Genomic DNA, 22,474 nt, shown 5'->3' on the forward strand with positions numbered 1-22,474 from the left:
TCCACAATAATATAACTAAGTACTTAGTTATTTTTCGGCACGATCAATTTACGAGGTGAAAATTATGTCACGTTCAGAAGCGCAAAGCTGGTCGCTGGACATCGCGCTGGCGCAGGGCGGTTTCGACGCCCTGCATCCGGAAGGCAAGAACACCCTGCTGCAGCTGGGGCACGATCCGGCCGATTTCGACGCCGTGTTCGAACAGGTGAAAAGCGGCGCGATGCTGCCCAAGGCCTGGGCCGAGGTGGCGGCCCGCGCCGAGCGCCGCGCCGCCCACTACGAGCGCGACGGCTATCGCCGCACCGCCGCCGATCTCTACCTGCGCGCCGCGGTGATGTGGGGCCGCGCGCAGTATTCGATCTTCGACACCGCCGATCCGCGCAAGGCGGTGCTGCGCGCGCGCTGCAACCACTGCGTCGAACGCATCGGCCAACTGCGCGACGGCCGGGTGCGGCGAGTGGAGATTCCGTTCGAGGGCGGCGCCATCCACGCGCTGCTGCACCTGCCGGACGGCGAAGTCCGCCAGGCGCCGGCGGTGATCCTCGGCCCCGGCATGGACATGATCAAGGAAGACTACCTGTACGCCGCCGAGCGCTACTACACCTCGCGCGGCATGGCGGCGCTGTCGATAGAGGGTCCCGGCCAGGGCGAAAGCCGCGCCGGCGGCCTGGCGGTGACGCTGGACAACTACGAGCGGGCGCTGGAAGCCTACGCCGGCTACCTGGCCGGGCTGCCCGAAGTGGACGCCGGCCGCATCGGCATGTTCGGCATCAGCATGAGCGGCTACTGGGGCATGCGCGCCGCCGCAGGCGAAACCCGGCTGGCCGCGCTGGCCGCCTACGAGCCGGTATGCGGCGACTTTCTCACCATCTTCGAGCGCGCCCAGCCCAGCTTCAAGAAAAACTACATGTATATGAGCGGCTACCGTGACGAGGCCCTTTTCGACCGAGAGATGCGCGACCGCATGCCGCTGGACGCGCTGGCCGCCGACATCCGCATACCCGTGCTGCTGGGCATAGGCGAGTTCGACGAGCTGACGCCGCTGGAACAGGCGCAGGCCTGCTACCGGCGCATCCGCGCGCCCAAGGAAATGCGCGTCTACGAGAACGAGTTCCATCCGCTGGGCGGCGTGGCGGCCGAGATCTTCCGTTACGGCGCGGAATGGCTGGAACGGGCGCTGGCCGGCGATCCGGCATTGCGCGAGCCGGGCCGGGACGTCCGCCACTACCTGCGCCGCGACGGCCATATCGGCGACGGCAGCGCCGCGCCGGACTGGTGGCAGGGCGCGGACCCGACGGCAGAGTAAGCGCCCCGCCGGCGCCAGACCGCCATAATGCCAAAAGCATGGTAGCAATCATGAGTCAGCCTGTTCAGGCTCTGATATTCGACGTATTTGGCACCGTGGTGGATTGCGCGAGGGCGAGGCCCGCGAACCATCCCGGCGCCAGACAGGACGCTTACGCCTTCGCTGACGCCTGGCGCAGCCGCTATTCGCCGGCGATATACACCGGCTTGCCGTGGGACGTCATCATGGGCGCGGATTCGGCTCGAACCAGAAAACCGACTTGGCCGCCGGGCAGAATGGGGGGTAGATGACGAGAGATATGGTTAAGTTGGATGGGACGCTAGGGAGCTGAAATGTAGAGTGGGCAAGCGACTTGGCTTGCCCACGCAAAACACTCACGAATCCCAAAGCCCAGCTATTCAAGAAATAGAATCTCCTGTTCCAGTTTGTACCCGGTTCTCTCCATGGCTTCTAGCAGCCTCTTTAACTCATCAGGCAATGATTGTTTGAACAGGCTCTGAATATGGCGTCTATCAGAGCCTTCCAGCGGCCAGTTGTATTCCCGCAGTTTCTCGTCATCAACGTGCATACGCCAAGGCTGCCATGCCTGGCCCTGCTCCTGAACCAGCTGCCCTACCTGCAACGCTATGGCGACACCGGCAGGATCCAAGTCGCACGCGACGTAGACCGGCGCATCGCACAGACTGACCAGATGGCTGAACGCCTTGCGCCAGCGGCTGTGCGGCTGCCCCGGCACCCAGACGACAAGGACGTCAGCCACCTCAGCCACAAGCTGCCGGGTCAAGGTCTGGAATACGCTAAAGTTTTCCACCACCTGTATTTCTCGGACGAGGCCCGATACCTGCTTGATATCCCGCACGGTCTCAGCTGGCAAAGCATTGCCTTGCCGCAACAAGCTGGAGCGAAGCAACAAGCCCTCATCGTCATAGCAATCCAAGCAGGCTGCCAGATAAAAGTAGGGGGTATGCGGAGAGATGCCGCAGGCCTCCAGATCCAGGCCGGTCTCGGCCAACCATTCTTTATCGGCTTTGGCCAAGGCCTTGGTATGCTGGAAAACGACTTGAGAAAACTGGCGCTCGGTGCCGAAGCGCTCCTCGCCAAGCCAATCATCCAGCCCCTGCAGCAAACGCAGCCTTCGACGAGACGTATCCACTTGCATCGACATCTGTCGACAAGTGGCTGCGATCTCCTGCAACCAGGGATGTCTGGGCTGCCACAGCGACCACTGCCTTTTCAAGTCCTCTTTCTCTGGCTGATTGGACCAACCCAAAGCACGCCGCAGTCCTTCCTTATCGCGCCAAACCACTTTGTAAGGAAGGTAGTGGTTCTGAGCCGCGCCCTTTCCGGCATGGCGAATCAGCTCGCACCAACCCGCCTGCAACAGTCGGCACAGCAGGCTCTCGCAATGCAGCCACTCATTCACTTGGCTGTTCTCAATCAACCACGTCCATTTGGATGATTCGCCAGTCGGCTTGAGCCAAGACCGTAAAGTCTGCCACTGCAACTCATCCAACCCCAATAATGGCTGCGCGCCCGCAGGCAGGCGTGGTGCCAGCCTATCCCCGCGTGTGCTCTTTTCGCGCACAAAAGCACCCATATCGAGATCAGATAACAGCATTAGAGCCCCTCCACTCTCCGCCGCGTCTGCAATATCGGCGGCGCCCAGGTTTCGCCGGGGCGCTTCTTGCGCGTGGCCAGCGTCAGCTCGGACGGGGCGAAGATGTTGATGTTGTGGGTGTTGGGCGTGGTGATCAGATACTGCGCCTCGGTGGCTTTCAGGAAGCCGGCCACGCGGTCGATGTTGAAGATGTCGAGGTGGGCGAACGGTTCGTCGATGAAGACGAAGCCGGACGGATTGGCCTCGTCCATCATCAGGCCGATCAGCAGGATCAGCGACTTCATCACCTGCTGGCCGCCGGAAGCCTCGCCGTCGTTCATGCCCATCATGCCCTTCTGGTCGAAGTTGAACTTCAACACCAGCCCGGCCTGGGCCAGCACCGCGTCGTCGTTCTCCAGCTTGGGCAGCTCCACTTCCACCTGGATGCCGGCCAGCTCGCCCAGCCGCCTCACGTTCTGGCCGTAAGCGCGCACGGTGGCGCGCAGCTTGCCGATATAGGCGGCGCGCGCCTCATCGGTCAGCTCGCGCGAGCGGTCCACCTCGCCCTGGCGGCGCTGCCGCTCCTTATCCAGCGAGCTCAGGTCCTCCACCAGCTTGTCCTTCAGCGCCAGCACGGAATCATCCTGCTCCCAGTCGCCGCTTTGCAGCTTTTCTTCCAGGTAGTTCAGCTGGTGCTTGGCGTCGGCGGCGGTGTCGAATTCGTCTTCCAGCTGCGCCACGTGCTCCGGCGCCAGCGCATCGGCCGGCAGCCGCTGCGCCCACTCGCGCAGTTCAGCCATCAGCCGCCGCAGCTGGCGGCGCGCCTGCTCCACGTCCTGCAGCTTCTGATTGTATTTGGACAGGCTTTCCATCTCGCGCTGGCAGACGCGGTCGTGCGCCAGCCGCGCGTCGCCGTAGCGCTGGTCGGCGGCGTCCTTGTCGGCGCCGGCGGCGGCCAGGGCCGCGCCCTGGCGGGCGATCTCGGCCTCCAGCTCGGCCTTGCGCGACTCCAGCGCGGCGAATTCGTCGGCGCGGCTGTCGAGTTGACGGATGGCGTCCATGCCGCCCAGGTACTCGGCCAGGCCAGCCGCCTCGCGGGTGGCGACCACCAGCCGCTCCTCGTCGGCCAGGATGCGCACATTGAGCGATTTCAGCTCATCGCGCACCGCCAGCAGGCGCGATTGCCGCGCCGCTTCGCCAAACGCGTATTCATGCATGGGCACGCCGATGTGGCGCGCGCCGCGGCGCTCGCGGAAATAGCCGTCGCGGGTGATCCAGTCGCCGTCGACATTGGCGCCCTCGCTCGCGCTTTCCACTCGCGTCACGTTGTTCATCTGCCGGTACAGCCAGTCCGGCGCGTCGGCGGAGAAGCGCACCACCTCCAGCAGGCTGCCCTTGGCGGCGCGCGGCGGCGCGGCGCGCTCCGGCACCACGAAATGGCGGTAACGCAGCTTCTCGCCTATTGTCCAGGCCTCGCGGCGGTCGGATTCCTGGTCCAGCAGCACCACGTGGCGGTAGCCGCGCAGCAAGGCCTCCACCGCGGCCTGCCAGTTGGAGTCAAGCACCTCGACGATGTCGGACAGCATGGCGTGGCCGATGCCGGCTTCGTCCAGCGCCGCCTTGAACTGGCGCACGTCCTCCGGCGAGCGGCCTCGGCCGATTTCCAGCGCCTGCAGATGCTCGGAGCTTTCCTGGCGCTGCTGTTTCAGCGCGCGCAGGCCGTCTTTCAGCTGGTCCGACTCGGCGCGCAAGCCGGCCAGCTTGTCGGCCAGCTGCGCGGCGTCCGCGCCGTACTCCTTGCCCGCCAGGGCCTGCAGCCGGTCGCGCTCCTTCAGTTGGCCGGCCACGCCGGCGTGCTCGCCTTTGGCCTTCATGAAGGCTTCCTGCACCGCCTGGCGCACGGTTTCCGCCGCGGCGCGCGCTTCGCCGGCGCTGACTTCCGCCGCCTTCAGCTTGGCCACCAGATCCAGCGTGTCCGCGTGCTCGGCGCGCGCCTGGTTCAGCACATGGTAGCCGGCGCGGTAATCGTTCCACTGCTTGCCGAACGACGCCTTGCCGTCCAGATAGGCCAGCACCGGCAGCGCCTCTTCGCGCAGCCGCTTGATGCCGGTTTGCAGCTGCTTCCATTCCAGGTAGCGGTTGGCGCGGTTCTTCATCGCCTCCACCCGCCCCTCCAGCGCCTCTTCCTGGCGGCTCAGCGCCTCCAGCTCCAGCTCGGTGGCGCGCTGCTCGTCGCGCGCGCGCTGGTAGTTGTCCAGCACGTCCTTGTCGCCGAACACCTGGAACACCAGGTCCAGCAATTGGCGCGGGCTGTACTCGGTCAGCTTGTCGGTGTCGCCCTGCTCCAGCGCCAGCACCTCGCCCACCGCCGCGGTCAGGCCGGCTGCCTCCAGCCGGCGGCGGTATTCCTGCACGCCCAGCCATTGCGCCTGGCCCTCGGCGTGCTCCAGCGCGATGTCGCCGTCCAGGATCGCGTAATGGCGCACCCAGTCGCCGCCCTGCTTCTTGATGCGGCACAGCAGCGTGACGGACTCCGACACGATGGGAAAGAACGGCGTCGGGTACAGGCCGCCGCTAGGCCGGCGCGGGTTGTCCACCACGCCGCGCAGGTAGGCGAAAGCTTCCTTGTTGTTGCGCACGTAGCGCTTGTAGTCGCGCTTGCCGGAGCATTTGATCGCCAGCAAGGTGCGCAGCGCGTCCAGCAAGGTGGTCTTGCCGGAGCCGTTGGGCCCGATGATGGTGACGATCTGCGCGTCCAGCGGCACGGTCAGCCGCTGCCAGAAATCCCAGTGCACCATTTCCACCGATTTCATCTGGAACATCAGCGAACCTCCCCATCCGCCGCATCGTCCGGCGGCAAGTCAAACAACGGGCCGGCCGACGCGATGCCGTCCTCGCCGTTTTCGTCTTCGATGTCTTGCTGGATAGCTTCCGGCGCGCGCTTGTCGGCCAGCGCCTCGCGGCCCTCGCGCCGCAGCAATACGTCGGCCAGCGCGCCTTCGATGATGCGCGGCGCCAGCTGGGCGTAATCTATCATCAGGTCCAGCATCGGCCCCTCGTCCAGCCAGCGGTTGCGGCGGACGACGAAGCCCAGGTTGACCAGCCGGCCCAGGTTGGCGTTGAAGCGGGTGCGGCCGCCCAAGGCCTTGCCGAAGTCCGCGTACAGCGCGTCCTCGGAAAGGCCGGTGGACACCATCTCGCCGGTTTCCAACGGTTTTTGCGCGCCGAACATGTCGCTCTGGCTCTCCTTGCCGGCCTCGACGCGGGCGATCTGCCGCTCGCGCTTGGGCAGGATGATCAGCGCCCACAGAATGACCAGCAGCGCCACGCCGTCGCGCGGCAGGCCCAGGTTGTTGTTGAGCCAGGCGTCGCCGGAGCCGAACACCGGCTCGGTCATTTCCGGCAGCAAGGCCGCGGCGATGTGCTCGGCGTACGGGTTCTCCACCAGGCGCAGGCCGACGGCGGCCAGGCTCTTGTCCAGCTCGGCGCGGAAGATGTCGTCCAGCAGCGCCTTCTTCGCCAGCGCGTCGGCGCGCGGCACCACGCGGTGCGCCAGCAGGCGGGCGGTGAGGGTTTTGATTTCGTGTTCCACTATTTTCAGTCTTCGCTCAATTGAGCCGTTATATCTTGCACCGCAGGGTCATCCAGCAAGTCATCGCGCAGAATCAGCACATGACCATTTACGCGCGCTCGACATATTGAATGCTCCATCACCACGCTCCAGTGCAGTTTCATTGCCCGAATCACTTTCCAGTTCTCATCGAATATCACCGCGATCAGCCAGTCGAACGGCTGGTCCTCTAGCTGCCGGATAACGCTCAGTTGACGAGACGTGTTCCGCGGCGTGATTCTGCGTCCCTTGATCTGGATACGCGTCCCATCGACGTCGACCGCGTCAAACCCTTTTCTCGAATTGGGCTCCCGCCTCAAGCCAAGCTTTTGGGTTAACAACCACTCCGTGTAATCGCCAGTGGGATTGTTCTCCGAGCGCAAAACTTTGGATTCACGCAATCGAGCGAGAATCTGCCCATGCAAATTCAACAAGTCACCAACGGACAAACCATCCAGTAGATCTTTCATCCCGCGAGCCTCCGTTATGGTTTTGCTACCGTGTTGGCCACCAGCCGGGCATCGGACAGCGTCGCCACCTCCGGGTGATCCGTCTCGATAACCGCGTCGCCGCCCTGCAGGCGAAACGGCAGCTTGGCCAAGGCGGCGACGATGCTCTGGTCGTTGCTGGTTTCCGGGTCGCCGATCAGGGACAGCAAGGACAGCCGGTAGGCGGTTTCGTTGTAGCTGCCCGCCAGCACCGCCTGGCTGATGTGGGCGTCGGCTTCGCCGCTCATGCCGAGCGTGAGCAACAGGTCGTACATTTCCTCGGCCTCCAACAGCCGCTCCATCTCCGGCGCGTCGGCCAGCGGCGCGGCCTCGCCGCCGGGCAGCACATGCGCGCCGGCCTTGGCGCGCTCGCGCGCCAGCAGTTCGAACTCGGCCACGTCGGCCAGCTCGGGCGTGGACAGGAAAGCCGGCTCCGGACAGATGGACCAAGCGTCGGCCAGCTTGCCGGCCAGCATGGCCGCGCCCTGGCGGCGCAGCCAGTCGGCGATGTCGGTGGAGGTGAGGCCGGAATTGCCCAGGTGCACGCGCTGCGCGGCCAGCTGGGCCAAGCGGCGCTCGAAGGTGCCGGCCAGCGCCAGCATGCGGCTTTGCGCCAGCGCGATGGCCTGGGCCTGGTTCAGCACCGCCAGGCTCAAGCTGTCGTCGCCGGTCAGGCTCTTCACCACCTCGGTGGACTTGGCCACCCAGCGCCATACGGCCTCCAGCCGGTGCTGGGCGGCGCGGATGCGGAATTCGGACTGCGACTCCAGCGCCTCCTCGAACTCGACGTACAGCTCGTTGAGCCGCGCCAGTAGATGCTTGAGCGCCTCGTCCGATACCTGGCCCACGGCCTGGCCGGCCGCCACCTGGCTGGTGAGGTAGCCCAGCTCCACGTCGTCGCCGGCGAAATCCACCATGGTGGCCAGGGCCGCCAGCGCCACGCGCGCGCCCTCGGACAGCTGGTAGACGCCGCCGTCGCTGTCGTAGACCAGCAAATCGCCTTCGCGCAAGCGCCCCAGAATAGTGGCCAGTTTGGTATCGTTAAGGTAGGAAAAGCGCTGGGCGATTTCCTGCGGCGTCCATAGGGGCGCCTCGGCGCGGCCGCCCAGCTCGCGCAGCACCAGGAGGCGCATCAGCACTTCCTCGTCGCCGCCGCGGAACAGCGTGACGAAAACGGACAAATAGCCCCAGGCGCCCTGCAGCCGCGACACGGCCTGCAGCGAGCCGGGCTCGATGCCGGGCTGGAAGAAATCGGACAGAGAATCCAAGCGCGCTCCGCAGTGGCGTGAATCAAAGCGCAGATTGTCCCGGCGGCCCGGCGCTTCGTCAACGCGGCCGCGCGTTTTATCCTGGCAGCCAGTCATAACAATCGCATAGAGGAGACGCCATGCTCACCCATCACCACGCCCTGCTGTCGCCCAGCCTGGGCAGCCAGCGCACGCTGACCAGCTTTCACTTCGGCCAGGCCGGCCGCGGCGAGAAAGTCCATATCCAGGCCAGCCTGCACGCCGACGAGCTGCCTGGCATGCTGGTAGCCTGGCACCTGAAGCAGCGGCTGCGCCAATTGGAGGAGGATGGCGCCATACTGGGCGAAATCGCGGTGCTGCCGGCGGTCAATCCCATCGGCCTGAACCAGAACCAGAGCAGCAGGCTGCTGGGCCGCTTCGAGCTGATGAGCGGGCAGAACTTCAACCGCCACTACCAGCCGCTGGCGGAGGCGGTGTTCGCCGCCGTGCGCGGCCAGCTGGGGCCTGACGCCAAGGCCAATACCCGGCTGATCCGCGCGGCGATGCGCGCCGAGCTGGCCCGCCAGCGGCCGCAAACCGAGCTGCAATCGCTGCGCCACGCGCTGCACAGCATGGCCTGCGACGCCGACATCATGCTGGACCTGCACTGCGACAGCCGCGCCGACCTGCACCTGTACACCGGCACCCCGCTATGGGACCAATGCGAGCCGCTGGCCCGTTATCTGGGCGCCTGCGCCACCCTGCTGGCCGAGGATTCCGGCGACTACCCCTTCGATGAAGCCTGCAGCCAGCCGTGGTGGCAGCTGCGCGAGCTGGCCGCCCGCGCCGGGCTGGCCGCGCCGATCGAAATGGCCTGTCTGGCGGTGACGGTGGAGCTGCGCGGCGAATGCGACGTAGACCACGAATACGCGGCCAAGGATGCCGAGGCCATCATCGATTTCCTGCAACATCGCGGCGTGATCGCAGGCGACGCGCCGGAGGCGCCGCCGCTGCGCCATCCTGCCACGCCGCTGGCCGGGTCGGAAGATCTGCTGGCGCCGCACGCCGGCGTAGTGGTGTACCGCGCGGCCGCCGGCAGCCTGCTCAGCCCGGGCGACCTGGTGGCCGACGTGATCGACCCCCTGACCGACGCCGTCAGCCAGGTGTGCACCGAACGCGGCGGCGTGCTGTACGCCACCAGCGACCGTCCCTACGCCACCGCCGGCCTGGGCATCGCCCGCGTGGCCGGCGACACCGCGTTCAAGAGCGGCAAACTGCTCACTGCCTGATGGAATTTTCGTCCCTTACGGCGATCCAAACCCTTTTGCATCGCCGTCGAGCCGCCCCATGAAAACCCTGGCCCCCCTGCTGTTGTCCCTATCCATCCTGCTGCCGTCCGCGCCGGTTCAGGCCGCTTCCGCGGCCTCCGCGCCGGCGGCCAAATCGGCCGAGGCGGTGTTCGCCGAGCTGGCCCGCCAGCCCGATCGCCAGGCGGCCTGGATGAGCATGCTGGCCGGCGCCAAGGACGCGCCGGAATGGCTGCGCGAGGCCCGCGCCACCAGCGCTCCCTACCATTCGGCCACCATCGCCGGCAAACGCTACCTGGCCGGCGAAATGTGCAAGCCGCACGATTGCGCCTACAACCGCTTCTACGGCCTGTTCAGCGCCGACAAGCGCCGCGCCGCGGGCCTCTTGGTGACGGTGGCCGACGTGCCGGAAGCGATGGAGCAGCCGGCCAAACACGCCAGCTATCGCTGGCTGGGCAAGCCGGACAAGAGCCAGCGCGCCTATCTGATGAAACAACTGAAACAGGATCCGAACTGGAAATGAAAACGCTGAAACCCCTTCTCGCCGCGCTGCCGGCGCTGCTGCTGGCCGCCTGCGCGCAAAACCCGGCCCCGCAGCCGCAAGCTGTCGGCATGGCCAACCCCGCCTCGGTCAACTGCGTGAATCAGGGCGGCAAGCTGCTGCCGCAGAAAGACGCCGCCGGCAACGAATACGCCTTGTGCCGGCTGCCCGATGGCCGCGAAGTGGAGGAATGGGCGCTGTTCCGCTCGCAGCGGCCGGCCCAGTAAGCGCCGACGGCAGGCTTATCCACAGCATTTCTCGAAATCGGAATTTATCCACAGCGGCCGACGCCGCCTGAAAAAGCAAACCCGCCGGCTAACCGCTCCGGCGGGCTTTCCTCCCCCTTTGCAGGGATGATCCTATTTTAGACTACCGGACAGGAATGCCTTCAGGCGTTCGCTCCTGGTGTTGCCGAACACCTCGTCCGGGTGGCCCTCTTCCTCCACGCGCCCCTGGTGCAGGAACATCACGTGGTTGGACACGTTGCGGGCGAAGCCCATCTCGTGGGTGACCACGATCATGGTGCGGCCTTCTTCGGCCAGCGCCTGCATCACCTTCAGCACTTCGCCCACCAGCTCCGGGTCCAGCGCCGAGGTCGGCTCGTCGAACAGCATCACCTCCGGCTCCATCGTCAGCGCGCGGGCTATCGCCACGCGTTGCTGCTGGCCGCCGGACAAGTGGGCCGGGTACTTGGCTTGGGCGCGTTCGTCCAGCCCGACCTTGGCCAGGTATTTCTTGGCGCGGGCGATGGCTTCGTCGCGCGGAATGCCCAACACGTGCACCGGCGCCTCGATGACGTTTTCCAGCACCGTCATGTGGCCCCACAGATTGAAGTGCTGGAACACCATGGCCAGTTTGGTTCGCATGGCCTGCAGCTGCTTCTGGTCGGCCGGCACCAGTTCGCCCTGCTTGTTGCGCGACAGGCGGATTTCCTCGCCGTTGAGCGCGATGCTGCCTTCGTTGGGCTTTTCCAAGAAGTTGATGCAGCGTAGGAAGGTGCTCTTGCCGGAGCCGGACGAGCCGATGATGCTGATCACGTCGCCGGCCTTGGCTTGCAGCGAGATGCCCTTCAAGACTTCGTGTTCGCCGTAGCTCTTGTGAATATTGCTGATGTTCAGCTTGTCCATCTAAATCATTCCCCAGTATTTCTCAGCTCTTGGTCGGACGCAGGTAAGCGAGCCAGCGGGCTTCAGCCTTGCGGAACAGGCCGACCAGAATAAAGGTGATGCACAGATACAGCAAGGCGGCCAGGCCGAACGCGTTGAAGGAGTCGTATGTGGCGGCATTGACGTCGCGCGCGACCTTCAGGATGTCCGGCACCGTGGCGGTGAAGGCCACAGTGGTTGCGTGCAGCATCAGGATCACCTCGTTGCTGTACGCCGGCAGCGCCCGCCGCAGCGCCGACGGGATGATCACCCGGCGGTACAACGTGAACTTGCTCATGCCGTAAGCGCGCCCGGCCTCGATCTCGCCGTAGGGCGTCGCCTTGATCGCGCCGGCGAAAATCTCGGTGGTGTAGGCGCAGGTATTGAGCGCGAACGCCAGGATGGTGCAGTTGTAACCTTCGCGGAAGAAGTGGTTGAGAAACCCCACTTCCCTCACCACGTCCAGGCTGTACATGCCGCTGTAGAAGAAGATCAGCTGCACGTAAAGCGGGGTGCCGCGGAACACATAGGTGTACAACCACACCGCGCGCGCCAGCCACTTGACCTTGGACACGCGCGCCACCGCCAGCGGAATGGACACCACGAAGCCGAAAGCTATCGATAGCACCAACAGCCACATGGTAACAGCCAGGCCGGACAGGTGGTAGCCGTCGCTCCACAGGAAGGCCCGCCAGTATTGCTGGATGATGTCCATCATAGCTCCGCCTCCCGCACGCCTGACGAATAGCGGCGCTCCAGCCAGGCCAGCACGAAGTTGGACAGCGTGGTGAGCAGCAAGTAGATGGCGCCGGCCACCAGCGTGAAGAAGAACACCTTGTACGTGCTCTTGCCGGCGTCCACCGAGGCCTTCACCACATCGGCCAGGCCGATGATGGACACCAGGGCGGTGGCCTTCAGCATCACCTGCCAGTTGTTGGAAATGCCCGGCAGCGCGAAGCGCATCATTTGCGGAAACTGCACGCGGTGGAAGACCTGCCAGCCGTTCATGCCGTAGGCGATGCCGGCCTCGATCTGCCCCTTGGGCACCGACAGGAAGGCGCCGCGCAGCGTCTCGGTGAAATAGGCGCCGTAGATGAAGCCCAGCGTGACGATGCCGGACACGAAGGGATCGAGGTCGATCTGCTCGAGGTGCAGCGACTCGGTGATTTTGTTCATGCCTATCTGCAGGCTGTAGAAGATCAGCAGCATCAGCACCAGGTCGGGCACGCCGCGCACCAGCGTGGTGTAGACCGTGGAAATCCCGCCCAGCACGGGATTGTGCGAGAGCTTGGCGCCGGCGCCGAAGAGGCCGATGACGAAGGCGAGCAGCAGCGACAGCACCGACAGCTCCAGCGTCACCAGGGTCCCCTGCCAAATGATGGGACCGAATCCATCCAGAAACATCTTGTTCCCCTTGTCGAGCGGCCGCCGCCTTCGGCTTATATTGCCGAATGGCGTCCGGCCCTCCAGATCAATACGCCCCGCCAAGCGGGGCGCATCACGACTTCAAACGGGCGGCGGGCCGCCCGTCCGCAAGGCGGCGTCAGCCGCCGTACACGTCGAAGGAGAAATATTTCTTCTCGAGCTTCTTGTAGGTGCCGTCCTTCAGCATGTCGGCGATGGCCTTGTCGATGGCGGCCTTCAGATCCTTGTCCTCCTTGCGCATGCCGATGCCGGCGCCTTCGCCCAGAGTTTGCGGATCCACCAGGTCCTTGCCGGCGAAGGCGAAGCCCTTGCCCTCAGGTTTTTTCAGGAAGCCGATGTCGGCTTGCACCGCGTCCTGCAAGGACGCGTCCAGGCGGCCAGCGGCCAGGTCGGCCAGCACCAGGGTCTGGTTCTGGTACGGCACCACTTCCACGCCGGCCGGCGCCCAGTGCTTCTTGGCGTAGGCTTCCTGGATGGTGCCCTGCTCCACGCCCACGCGCTTGCCCTTCAGCGAAGCCGGGGTCGGCATCAGGCCCGAGCCGGCCTTGGCCACCATGCGGGTCGGAGTGTTGAACAGCTTGGCGGAGAAGGCGATCTCCTTCATCCGGGCCTCGGTCATCGACATCGACGACAACACGCCGTCGAACTTCTTGGCTTTCAGCGCCGGGATCATGCCGTCGAAATCGTTCTCCACCCAGACGCACTTGGCCTTCAGGCGCTTGCAAATCTCATTGCCCAGGTCCACGTCGAAGCCGACGACCTGGCCATTCGGCGCCTTGTATTCAAACGGCGCGTAACTCGCGTCCACGCCGAAACGGACTTCCTTCCAATCCTTGGCGTAAACCCCCAGGGACGTAGCCATCAGGCCGACAGCCAGCGCAGCAAGTGCCTTCTTCATTTGCTTCTCCTCATCAATGCGTACTGCCTTGTTGGTATCCGGCCCCCAGCCGGACCTTTTTCTCCGGACCAAACGCTCACGGACCGGCGCCGCCTGGCGCGGCCCTGCCCGTGGGCGGCGGCTGCACCAGTTATATAGTTAGAGTATTTCGTCTAGCAAGCCGGATTTCGCCGCTCCGCCGGCCAGGCCCCTGGCTGGCAGATGACAAAACCTGGGAGCCGGGTCCCGAACCGGCCCTGCTCCGCCCGCCGGAAAAACGGCGGGCGAGGTCAGAATCGGCGCGGCCCCCATGGCCTTGTCTGCGGCTCTTCCCGGCTTCGGCTACGACAAGCAGAAATCATGCCATTGCGCTTGCGCGGCGGCGGGTCCCTTAGCGGCTGCCTGAGGACAAAATACAACATCCAATCGACTTGGGAAGTAACGACACGTGAAGAGATCGGTGCACAGCATACCGGCAAGAAGGCAGAAAATTGAGCCCCCTCCCCGCACATTGCCCGGATGGAATGCAAAAACGGGCGGGATATGCATCCCGCCCGTTTTCCATAACACGAAAAGACTGCGTTTTCGTTACGCGTCGCCGCCTTCGCTCACCGCCGGCGCTTCCGGCGCGATCAGCTTCTGCTTGGCTGCAGCCGCTTGCTGCTGCAGCGCCTCGGCCTCCTTGCGCGCCTCGGCGCGCACCACGTCCAGGTAGGACATGATGGCGAAGGTCAGCTCGCGGGTGCCTTCGTGGTTCAGCGCGGAGATGCTGAACACGCGCGGCGCCTTGATGTCGAAACCGAAGGAGTCATCCGGCTGCGTTTGCGGCCAACCGTAAGCGTTGAGGAAAGCGGACACAGTCAGCTCGCGCTCGTCTTCCGGCAGCATGTCCACCTTGTTCAGCACCAGCCAACGCGGCTTGTTGTGCAGCTCCTCGTCGTACTTCTTCAGTTCTTCGACGATGGCGCGCGCCTCGCGCACCGGGTCCACGTCCGGATCGAACGGAGCGATGTCCACCACGTGCAGCAGCAAACCGGTGCGCTGCAAATGCTTCAGGAAGCGGTGGCCCAGGCCGGCGCCTTCGGCCGCGCCCTCGATCAGGCCCGGGATGTCGGCGACGACAAAGCTCCGGATATCGTCCATCCGCACCACGCCCAGATTGGGGTGCAGCGTGGTGAACGGGTAATCCGCCACCTTGGGGCGCGCGGCGGACACCGAGCGGATGAAGGTGGACTTGCCGGCGTTGGGCATGCCCAACAGGCCGACATCGGCCAGCACCTTCAGCTCCAGGCGCAGCGTGCGCTGTTCGCCCTGCTCGCCCGGCGTGCACTGGCGCGGCGCGCGGTTGGTGGACGACTTGAAGTGGATATTGCCCAGGCCGCCCTTGCCGCCCTTGGCGATCATGATGCGCTGGCCGTGATGGGTGAGGTCCGCCACCAGTTCGCCGGTGTCGTGGTCGTGGATCACGGTGCCCACCGGCATCTTCAGCTCGATGTCGTCGCCGCCCTTGCCGTAGCAATCGGCGCCGCGGCCGCGCTCGCCGTGCTGCGCCAGATACTTCTTGACGAAGCGGTATTCAACCAGCGTATTGACGTTCTCGTCGGCCACCGCGTACACGCTGCCGCCCTTGCCGCCGTCGCCGCCGTCCGGACCGCCGAAGGGCACGAATTTTTCGCGGCGGAAGCTGGCCACGCCATTGCCGCCGCGCCCGGCCATCACTTCAATCCGGGCTTCATCGATGAATTTCATTGCACTCAACCTCTGTCTTGCGAGGAGTCAGGCGTCAGGGTTGGCCATGCCAGCCCTCACGCCTTGCCCCTCGGGTATGAAAAAAGCCCTATCGCAAGGATAGGGCTTTCTCGGATGTCAGAAAGCGAATTATTCGCCGTCTACACCAGTGTACGGAACCACGTTAACGGTCTTGCGCTTTTGCGCGCCCTTAACGGTGAATTCAACGTAGCCGTCAACCTTGGCGAACAGGGTGTGGTCCTTGCCCTGGCCGACGTTTTCGCCAGCATGGAACTTGGTGCCGCGCTGACGCACGATGATGGAACCAGCCGGAATCAGTTCGCTGCCGTAAACCTTAACGCCCAGGCGTTTGGCTTCGGAGTCACGACCGTTGCGGGAGCTGCCGCCTGCTTTTTTGTGTGCCATGACTGTTTATCCTTACTTCGAAATCGCGTCGATGCGGATTTCGGTGTAGTTCTGACGATGACCCTGATGTTTCTGGTAGTGCTTGCGACGACGCATCTTGAAGATGCGGATCTTTTCGCCACGACCGTGGGAAACAACGGTGGCCTTCACGGTGGCGCCGGAAACCAGCGGGGCGCCAACAACAACCTGTTCACCGTCAGCAATCATCAGCACTTCTTCAAGTACGATCTGGCTGTCGACGTCTGCAGGTATCTGTTCTACTTTGAGTTTTTCACCGATGGCAACTTTGTATTGCTTGCCGCCGGTTTTTATGACCGCATACATTCGCATGAGCTCCTGATAAATAAATCCCCACGCCTGATGCGCAGGGAACGCAAGACTATACAGAACAACCCGTCAAGTTGTCAATGATTTCATCGACTTAAGCGACAAGCACGGCGGCATGGCGGCTGCGGCGGCTTTTCTGGTAACATCCCATGCTTTGGCGTACCCCCATCGCAACGAAATAAAACTGGTTGAAAACGTGTCCACCCCGCTTTTCCGAACCCTGATAGCCGACGACATGCAGACGGTAGACCGCGTGATCCGCGCCCGCCTGCACTCCGACGTGGTCCTGATCCGCCAGGTGGCGGAGTACATCATCTCCGCCGGAGGCAAACGCCTGCGCCCCGTCCTGACCCTGCTGTCGGGCCGCGCGCTGGGCTACCGGGGCGAACACCTGTTTGAACTCGCCGCGATGATAGAGTTCATCCACACCGCCACGCTGCTGCACGACGACGTGGTGGATGAATCCGATCTGCGCCGCGGCCGCAAAACCGCCAACGCGTTGTTCGGCAACGCCGCCAGCGTGCTGGTGGGCGACTTCCTCTACACCCGCGCTTTCCAGATGATGGTCACCACCCGCAACATGACCATTCTGGAAGTGATGGCCGAAGCGACCAACATCATCGCCGAAGGCGAGGTGCTGCAACTCTTGAACATCGGCAACACCGACGTCAGCGAAGACGAATATCTGAAGGTCATTCAGTACAAAACCGCCAAGCTGTTCGAAGCCGCCGCCCGCGTCGGCGCGCTGATCGCCGACGCCTCCGCCGAACAGGTGCAAGCGATGGCAGACTACGGCATGTATCTGGGCACCGCCTTCCAGATCATCGACGACGTGCTGGACTACAGCGGCGACGCCGACACAATAGGCAAGAGCCTGGGCGACGATCTGGCCGAAGGCAAGCCCACCCTGCCCTTGATCTACACCATGCGCAACGGCAGTCCGGAAGCCTCCGCCCTGGTGCGCGGCGCGCTGGAAAACGCCAACCGCGACCGTTTCCACGATGTGCTGAATGCGGTACAATCCTGCGGCGCGCTGGAATATGCCAAGAATGAAGCCGTGAAAATGGCCGAACAGGCCATCGCCTCCTTGCAGAACATTCCCGATTCGGAAGTCCGCCAGGCCCTGATCGAACTGGCCCGCCTGTCGGTGGACCGCAGCGCCTGACCGCACCAGTTTTCCGTAGCGTCTCCGTAGTTAAATGGATATAACGGCCCCCTCCTAAGGGGCAGTTACAGGTTCGATTCCTGTCGGGGGCACCACCCACACTTCCAAAGCAGTCCGAGAAAGTCCACAAACCCGCGCCAAATAAGGCTTTGCGGGTTTTTTTACGTCCAAATCTGTCCGAAAGCATCCACGCAAAGCCGGGGGTACGTGGGGGTATGTTTGGTGGCATCTTGTGTACCTCCACATTTCGATACCCCCAGAGCGAGGAGTATCCCCATGCCCCTTACCGACGCCGCCATCAAAAGCGCCAAGCCCCGCGAGGATGGCAAACACCTCAAGCTCACGGATGGACAGGGGCTGTCGCTATGGGTCATGCCTACCGGCGCTAAGTATTGGCGGCTGAAGTATCGGATCAATGGCAAAGAGAAACTGCTGGCGCTAGGCGTATACCCGGAAGTGAGCCTGAAGGCAGCCAGACTGAAGCGCGATGACGCCCGCAAGCAGATCGCCGATGGCGAAGACCCAGTTGCGATGCGCAAGATGGATAAGGTGATCAAGCTGGCCGCCGCCGCCAATACCTTTGAAGCCATCGCACTAGAGTGGCATGAAAGGGAAAGCCACGAATGGTCCGCCGCCCACAGCGAGCGCGTCCTGTCAGCCATGAAAACCCACATCTTCCCCTACATTGGCGACAGGCCAATCCACGACATCCGCCCGCTGGAGCGGCTGGAAGTGCTGCGCAAGGTGGAAAGCGCCGGCAACATCGACACCACCAAGCGCCTGCGGCAACGCTGCTCAGCCGTCTTCCGCCTGGCCATCCTGACCGGCCGCTGCGACAGCGACCCGGCCGCGCCTCTAACCGACGCCCTCAAGAGCCAGCAATCCACCCCGCGCAAGGCGCTGATGCGCGAGGACATCCCCGCCTTCCTTGATGCGCTGGAGAAGTACGATGGCAACGTGCAAACCAAGCTGATGATGAAGCTGATGCTGCTGACCTTCACCCGCGTCGGAGAAATGGCCATAGCCAGATGGGAAGAGATCGACTTCGACAAGGCGCTGTGGACCATCCCGCCGGAGCATCGCAAACTGCCGGAGAAATCCAAGAAAACCGCGCCTCCCCATCTCGTCCCGCTATCAAAGCAAGCACAGGACGTGCTGCGACAGCTCCATGCCATCAGCGGCGGCCGCGAACACATCTTCCCCAACCGCAACAGCCCACGCCGGCCGATGTCGCCAGAAACCCTACGCCGCGCCCTTCACAGTATGGGCTTCCGAGGCAAAGCCGATGTCCACGGTTTCCGCTCTACAGCATCAACCATCTTGAACGAAGAAGGATTCAATCCTGATGCGATTGAGCGCCAGCTATCCCGCATAGAAGGCAACAAAGTACGCGCAGCTTACAATCGGGCTGAGTATATGGAGGAACGGAAGAAGATGATGCAGTGGTGGTCTAGCTTTATTGAGCATCAAAAAACGCAGAAATGAAATACTAAAAATAAAATATTTGTTGATGTTTTATTTCAATAAACTATTAATTTTAGATATATTACACCGGCAACTCACTCCATCGGAAAACCCATTTGCATTACTCATAGGCAAAGACTAGGATATCAGTTGCATAAGCGAATCGCTTACTTGCTGCGGTCAATAGATAGATAACATTGCTAGTTCGTGCTCGTAATGAGCGTTAGCTAGGCTTGCCTAGCTAACTTGTCGGGAGAGGGCTTGCACCCTCCTCTCCTCCGGACCCGGAGGAGAGAGTGACGGTAGATTTAGCCACGAGAAAGAGTGGCAGCTACTAGCAATGTATTGACCTGAAGCATCACTCTTTCTCTATGTTCTATAGTATGAACTGGCTAAATCTATACTTACTCATTCAAGTGAGTCCGTCTTGATTATCTTACGCCCCTACAAAAAAATCCCATCATCTATCGCCAATATTGATAATCTTTGTTCTGCGCTAGACATTTCCACCACAGAACTAGATGAAGCAATCTCACTAGCTGAAACTGATCGATACCAAGTCAGGGAAATTGCCAAAAAAGATGGTTCACCAAGAAGAATTTACAATCCGCACTATTTGATCAGAAAAATTCAAAGAAGAATAAATCATAGAATCTTTACAGATCAGAATTTTCTTGGCTGGCCTGATTATATTTTTGGAACAATTCCCAACCAAAAAAAATCTGATGGTCGCATAGTCCAAAGAGACTACATATCTTGTGCAAAAATTCATTGCAAATCTAAAAGTATTGCCTCAATAGACATACAAGACTTCTTTGACAACATTCATATTGACCATGTAGAAAATATTTTCTCAAAGTTTTTTAAGTATCCCGATGAGGTATCGGAAGTACTTGCTAATATTTGCTGCCTAAATTCCCACGTAATTCAAGGGGCACTAACTTCAAGCTATATTGCAAGCCTTTGCCTGTTCGATGTTGAAGGCGACGCCGTAGAAAGACTAATCAGGAAAAACTTGCGATATACAAGGCTGGTTGATGACATCACAATATCATCAACAGTATCTAATTATAATTTCGACTACGCTCTTTCAATTATTAGGAAAATGCTAGAATCAAAAGATCTTCCTATTAATGAAAACAAAACAAAAATACAATATGCATCGACTGTACCCTTAACTGTCCACGGACTAAGAGTAGCATTTTCAGAGCCTAGATTTCCTTCAGATGAGGTAAGACGTCTACGCGCTGCAGTAAAGAATATCGAGACTCTATCTCAAGAGAAAAACTACAGAACCTCACATGCATATCGGCATGACTTCAACCGATGTATGGGTAGAGTAAACAAATTAAGCAGAATCGGCCACAAGCAACACGCTGCCTTAGTTAAAAGACTACAAAAAGTAATGCCACTACCATCCCAAAAGGATATTGAAAGAGCATTCATGATAATTGAACGACTAGAAAAAGACTACTCAACCCATAACTCAAGCTATTGGTATTCCAGGCGGTACTACTTAGCCCACGAACGATTAAATGTACTTCAAAGAACCTATACAAGAATAGCTAGTGATTTACGCAGCAAATTAAGATATTTAAGGCCATCATATGAAAAATAATTCAAAAGACATAAGCGAGCCGTTTGAAAAATATTTCACCCCTGAACTCTTCATAAGAATCATAGTAGGTATTCTAATTACTGGATTCGTTATAGCTCTCATTTTCTTCATAGGAAATTTTTCCGACTCAAAAATAAAAAACTCCTCAATATGCCTCACTGATCAGTGCTACGGAAACTGGATCGAGTACTTTAAAAATTCGCTATCAACAATAAAGCTAACAATAGACATTGCTGTAGCAGTAGCCACTTCAGGCGGCATCCTAATAGCACTACAAAGTTATTTAAGCGGATTAAAAAATGCTGCACTCTCCAATCATATCTCACACTTCTCAATATTCAACAATTATGTAAATAATGAAGTATCTAAAAGAAGTCGAATTCACAAAACTTCCGTTGACATCATGATTTGGTACAATTTGATTTTTTCAAAGTCAAGACTAGGAAATATGTATATATCAAAGGAGTACATTGAATTCATCAACAGCCTAAACAAAGAAATAAAAACATCAAACGAACAAGCTTCAAATGCAAAATCTGGATCATTTCGATATAAGCCACATCAAGAGCGCATAAAATCCTCTTTGGCAAAGGTTGGGTTTGAAATTGCCTATCAGCCAAGAAATGATTTCTTTGATGCGGAGGGCGAGCTACTCGATCTTATTTCAAGCGTAAATAATTCATTTTGTTTCTCAAGCGAGGTTCCATCCTTGCTAGAAAGGTCTTATCTTTAGAAAATCATCGCTAGCCAAATTTATAAAATCAATATGATTAGCAACCACCTCCCCCTTACAATTGCTTAGAGCCGCTAGCAAAAAACCTGATCCGGCATTGCGTCTCTTTGCCGTACTCCTTGTACTGTCTGCGTCGGCGCGGCTTAGATCAGCTACTCTTCAGCGGCTATTAGTTCTCCCCCAGCGCGCGCTATCGAAGCCCCGCCTCGCCCCCGCGCTTCATGTGCCGCTAATCATGCACCTGCATGAACCCCTGCCAGGCCCTTGCAGTATGGCCTGGCGCGTAGACTTTCCCCTGCCCTAATTCATGCGTTTTCATGCGCCCTATGCATGCATTCGTGCTTTTCTCTGACTGACGTTTCCGCCCTTCCCTCTCGCTTCCCGCTTAAATCTGCCACCGATTATGTCCGGTGTCGTCCGTATGGGTCCGATACGGCCCTGTGATTCACATTTATCCCTGCTCACTTCGGTTTTCTCTCCCGTCGTCAATAGCCGAATCCGCGTTTTTTCGCCTTTTCAAGTTTCGTTGTTGTGTGGTGATTCCACACAACAAGCCCGCCAAACTCGATTTGAAATTTCTGAAATACTGCGTTCACTGATCGGCGTATCCGATCGCATCCACAGCTATTCAGCCAAAACGATAAGGATAAATCCAATGACCGCCATTGCCCCTTCGCTCACCGCCCAGCCGCTGCGCTTTCTGCGCTTGCCGGAAGTCATCTCTACGTGCGGCCTGTCCCGCTCGTCGGTATACGACGCCATCAAGCGCGGCAGCTTTCCGGCCCCGGTGCCGCTGGGCGGTAAAAGCGTGGCCTGGCTATCGTCTGAAATCGACGCCTGGATGGTGGATCGCATCGCCGCCCGCCACGCCTAACCCCCCAACAAACGCACCCGGACTCAGAACATGCATATCCAGCCCCCCCACACCCAAGAAACCGTCGCTTTCGCCGTCGCCGGCCTGACGGAGCGCCTGGCCGCCTTCGAGCAAGACCTCAACGCCTGGCAGACACTGGCCGACAACGCCGCCCGCCGCGTCCAGACCGCCAAAGCGCTGCGCAGCGAAGCCGAGCAGACGCGCAAGGACTGCCGCCAGGCGATGCGCACCTCCTTGGGCATTCCCACCAAGGCGGTGCGCGAGCTGAAGAGCAAGGAGATGGCCAATCTGGAATTGGCCGAGGAAATGCTGAAGATCGCCGAAGAAGAAAAGATTCAAGCCGAGATGCAGCAGGAAACGCTGTTCGAGCAGCGCCAAACCCTGCTCAAAGAGCGCGACGCGCTGCACCGCCAGTATTGGGACGCGGTGCTGGATTCGTGCATACATCCCAAACCCCCGATAAAATCTATGCACATCGCCCCTCGCACCGTTTGCCATCCATGCAGGACGAGCCATCGCGACGCATTGGGAGAGGCGCGCCGAGAGGCCATTCCGTTCGCTTCAAGCAAGGGCCATCATTGAAAAATGTCTTCGCAATGCCCCTTCAGTCACAGGCT

General features: G+C 60.6%; 22 protein-coding genes and 1 tRNA gene. 11 read left to right on the forward strand and 12 right to left on the reverse strand.

Annotated features, from left to right (window positions below; genetic code table 11):
- Positions 1-64 precede the first annotated feature (64 nt).
- Positions 65-1,306 (forward strand): alpha/beta hydrolase, encoded by a 1,242-nt coding sequence (locus DK842_RS05060; RefSeq protein ID WP_198414636.1) that lies wholly within the window; start codon positions 65-67, stop codon positions 1,304-1,306.
- A 394-nt stretch (positions 1,307-1,700) separates the two neighbouring features.
- On the opposite strand, the gene DK842_RS05070 is transcribed toward DK842_RS05060, so the two are convergent.
- From DK842_RS05070 to DK842_RS05090, 5 genes are read right to left on the reverse strand one after another with little or no spacing between them, the layout of a single operon-like run.
- Positions 1,701-2,924: a DUF2399 domain-containing protein gene (locus DK842_RS05070; RefSeq protein ID WP_114060377.1), complete on the reverse strand. Its 1,224-nt coding sequence runs from the start codon at positions 2,922-2,924 to the stop codon at positions 1,701-1,703.
- A complete protein-coding gene (locus DK842_RS05075) occupies positions 2,924-5,725 on the reverse strand; it encodes an AAA family ATPase (RefSeq protein WP_114060378.1) in 2,802 nt (933 codons plus the stop codon). The genes DK842_RS05070 and DK842_RS05075 overlap by 1 nt, the downstream gene beginning before the upstream one ends.
- The gene (locus DK842_RS05080) at positions 5,725-6,495 is read right to left on the reverse strand and encodes a hypothetical protein (RefSeq protein ID WP_114060379.1); all 771 of its coding nucleotides are present in this window, start codon (positions 6,493-6,495) and stop codon (positions 5,725-5,727) included. Before DK842_RS05080 ends, DK842_RS05075 begins: the two co-directional genes overlap by 1 nt.
- A 5-nt stretch (positions 6,496-6,500) precedes the next feature.
- Positions 6,501-6,983, reverse strand: coding sequence for a hypothetical protein (locus tag DK842_RS05085; RefSeq protein ID WP_114060380.1), 483 nt, complete (start codon positions 6,981-6,983; stop codon positions 6,501-6,503).
- A 14-nt stretch (positions 6,984-6,997) separates the two neighbouring features.
- Positions 6,998-8,269 carry a hypothetical protein gene (locus tag DK842_RS05090; RefSeq protein WP_114063620.1) on the reverse strand — a complete coding sequence of 424 codons (1,272 nt, stop codon included), beginning with the start codon at positions 8,267-8,269 and terminating at the stop codon, positions 6,998-7,000.
- A 119-nt stretch (positions 8,270-8,388) separates the two neighbouring features.
- Here DK842_RS05090 and DK842_RS05095 point away from each other — a divergent pair, with 119 nt between their 5' ends.
- The 3 genes from DK842_RS05095 to DK842_RS05105 are packed head-to-tail and all read left to right on the forward strand — an operon-like array spanning position 8,389 to position 10,302.
- Complete coding sequence (locus tag DK842_RS05095; protein WP_114060381.1) at positions 8,389-9,516, forward strand: succinylglutamate desuccinylase/aspartoacylase family protein; 1,128 nt, start codon at positions 8,389-8,391, stop codon at positions 9,514-9,516.
- 58 nt (positions 9,517-9,574) lie between these two features.
- The gene (locus DK842_RS05100; protein WP_114060382.1) at positions 9,575-10,057 is read left to right on the forward strand and encodes an inhibitor of vertebrate lysozyme family protein; all 483 of its coding nucleotides are present in this window, start codon (positions 9,575-9,577) and stop codon (positions 10,055-10,057) included.
- A complete protein-coding gene (locus DK842_RS05105; RefSeq protein WP_114060383.1) occupies positions 10,054-10,302 on the forward strand; it encodes a putative hemolysin in 249 nt (82 codons plus the stop codon). Before DK842_RS05100 ends, DK842_RS05105 begins: the two co-directional genes overlap by 4 nt.
- A 132-nt stretch (positions 10,303-10,434) precedes the next feature.
- Here the strand turns inward: DK842_RS05105 and DK842_RS05110 are convergent, their stop codons facing one another.
- The 7 genes from DK842_RS05110 to rplU form a co-directional block, all read right to left on the reverse strand.
- The gene (locus DK842_RS05110; protein ID WP_114060384.1) at positions 10,435-11,202 is read right to left on the reverse strand and encodes an ABC transporter ATP-binding protein; all 768 of its coding nucleotides are present in this window, start codon (positions 11,200-11,202) and stop codon (positions 10,435-10,437) included.
- A 22-nt stretch (positions 11,203-11,224) separates the two neighbouring features.
- Positions 11,225-11,938, reverse strand: a complete 714-nt coding sequence (locus tag DK842_RS05115; RefSeq protein ID WP_114060385.1) for an ABC transporter permease — start codon at positions 11,936-11,938, stop codon at positions 11,225-11,227.
- Positions 11,935-12,624, reverse strand: a complete 690-nt coding sequence (locus DK842_RS05120; protein ID WP_114060386.1) for an ABC transporter permease — start codon at positions 12,622-12,624, stop codon at positions 11,935-11,937. The genes DK842_RS05115 and DK842_RS05120 overlap by 4 nt, the downstream gene beginning before the upstream one ends.
- A gap of 139 nt (positions 12,625-12,763) precedes the next feature.
- Positions 12,764-13,543: an ABC transporter substrate-binding protein gene (locus tag DK842_RS05125; RefSeq protein WP_114060387.1), complete on the reverse strand. Its 780-nt coding sequence runs from the start codon at positions 13,541-13,543 to the stop codon at positions 12,764-12,766.
- A 567-nt stretch (positions 13,544-14,110) separates the two neighbouring features.
- Complete coding sequence (obgE, locus tag DK842_RS05130) at positions 14,111-15,271, reverse strand: GTPase ObgE (protein ID WP_114060388.1); 1,161 nt, start codon at positions 15,269-15,271, stop codon at positions 14,111-14,113.
- A gap of 129 nt (positions 15,272-15,400) precedes the next feature.
- Positions 15,401-15,676 (reverse strand): 50S ribosomal protein L27, encoded by a 276-nt coding sequence (rpmA, locus tag DK842_RS05135; protein ID WP_114060389.1) that lies wholly within the window; start codon positions 15,674-15,676, stop codon positions 15,401-15,403.
- 12 nt (positions 15,677-15,688) lie between these two features.
- The gene (rplU, locus tag DK842_RS05140; protein WP_011134403.1) at positions 15,689-16,000 is read right to left on the reverse strand and encodes a 50S ribosomal protein L21; all 312 of its coding nucleotides are present in this window, start codon (positions 15,998-16,000) and stop codon (positions 15,689-15,691) included.
- 187 nt (positions 16,001-16,187) lie between these two features.
- On the opposite strand from rplU, the gene ispB reads away from it, so the two are divergent.
- From ispB to DK842_RS05170, 7 genes are all read left to right on the forward strand, one after another.
- Positions 16,188-17,168, forward strand: a complete 981-nt coding sequence (ispB, locus tag DK842_RS05145; RefSeq protein ID WP_114063621.1) for an octaprenyl diphosphate synthase — start codon at positions 16,188-16,190, stop codon at positions 17,166-17,168.
- A gap of 20 nt (positions 17,169-17,188) precedes the next feature.
- A tRNA-Arg gene (locus tag DK842_RS05150) sits at positions 17,189-17,263 on the forward strand.
- A 181-nt stretch (positions 17,264-17,444) separates the two neighbouring features.
- Positions 17,445-18,653, forward strand: coding sequence for a tyrosine-type recombinase/integrase (locus DK842_RS05155; protein ID WP_114060390.1), 1,209 nt, complete (start codon positions 17,445-17,447; stop codon positions 18,651-18,653).
- Between the two features lie 406 nt (positions 18,654-19,059).
- Positions 19,060-20,250: a reverse transcriptase family protein gene (locus DK842_RS05160; RefSeq protein ID WP_114060391.1), complete on the forward strand. Its 1,191-nt coding sequence runs from the start codon at positions 19,060-19,062 to the stop codon at positions 20,248-20,250.
- Complete coding sequence (locus DK842_RS22885; RefSeq protein WP_145963968.1) at positions 20,240-20,983, forward strand: retron Ec48 family effector membrane protein; 744 nt, start codon at positions 20,240-20,242, stop codon at positions 20,981-20,983. Before DK842_RS05160 ends, DK842_RS22885 begins: the two co-directional genes overlap by 11 nt.
- A gap of 655 nt (positions 20,984-21,638) precedes the next feature.
- Positions 21,639-21,857, forward strand: a complete 219-nt coding sequence (locus tag DK842_RS05165; protein WP_047238683.1) for a helix-turn-helix transcriptional regulator — start codon at positions 21,639-21,641, stop codon at positions 21,855-21,857.
- Between the two features lie 30 nt (positions 21,858-21,887).
- Entirely contained in the window at positions 21,888-22,439 is a 552-nt protein-coding gene (locus tag DK842_RS05170; RefSeq protein ID WP_114060392.1) for a hypothetical protein, read from the forward strand.
- Positions 22,440-22,474: the final 35 nt, after the last annotated feature.

Origin of the sequence: Chromobacterium phragmitis (genome assembly GCF_003325475.1) — a bacterium.
Classification (GTDB): domain Bacteria; phylum Pseudomonadota; class Gammaproteobacteria; order Burkholderiales; family Chromobacteriaceae; genus Chromobacterium; species Chromobacterium phragmitis.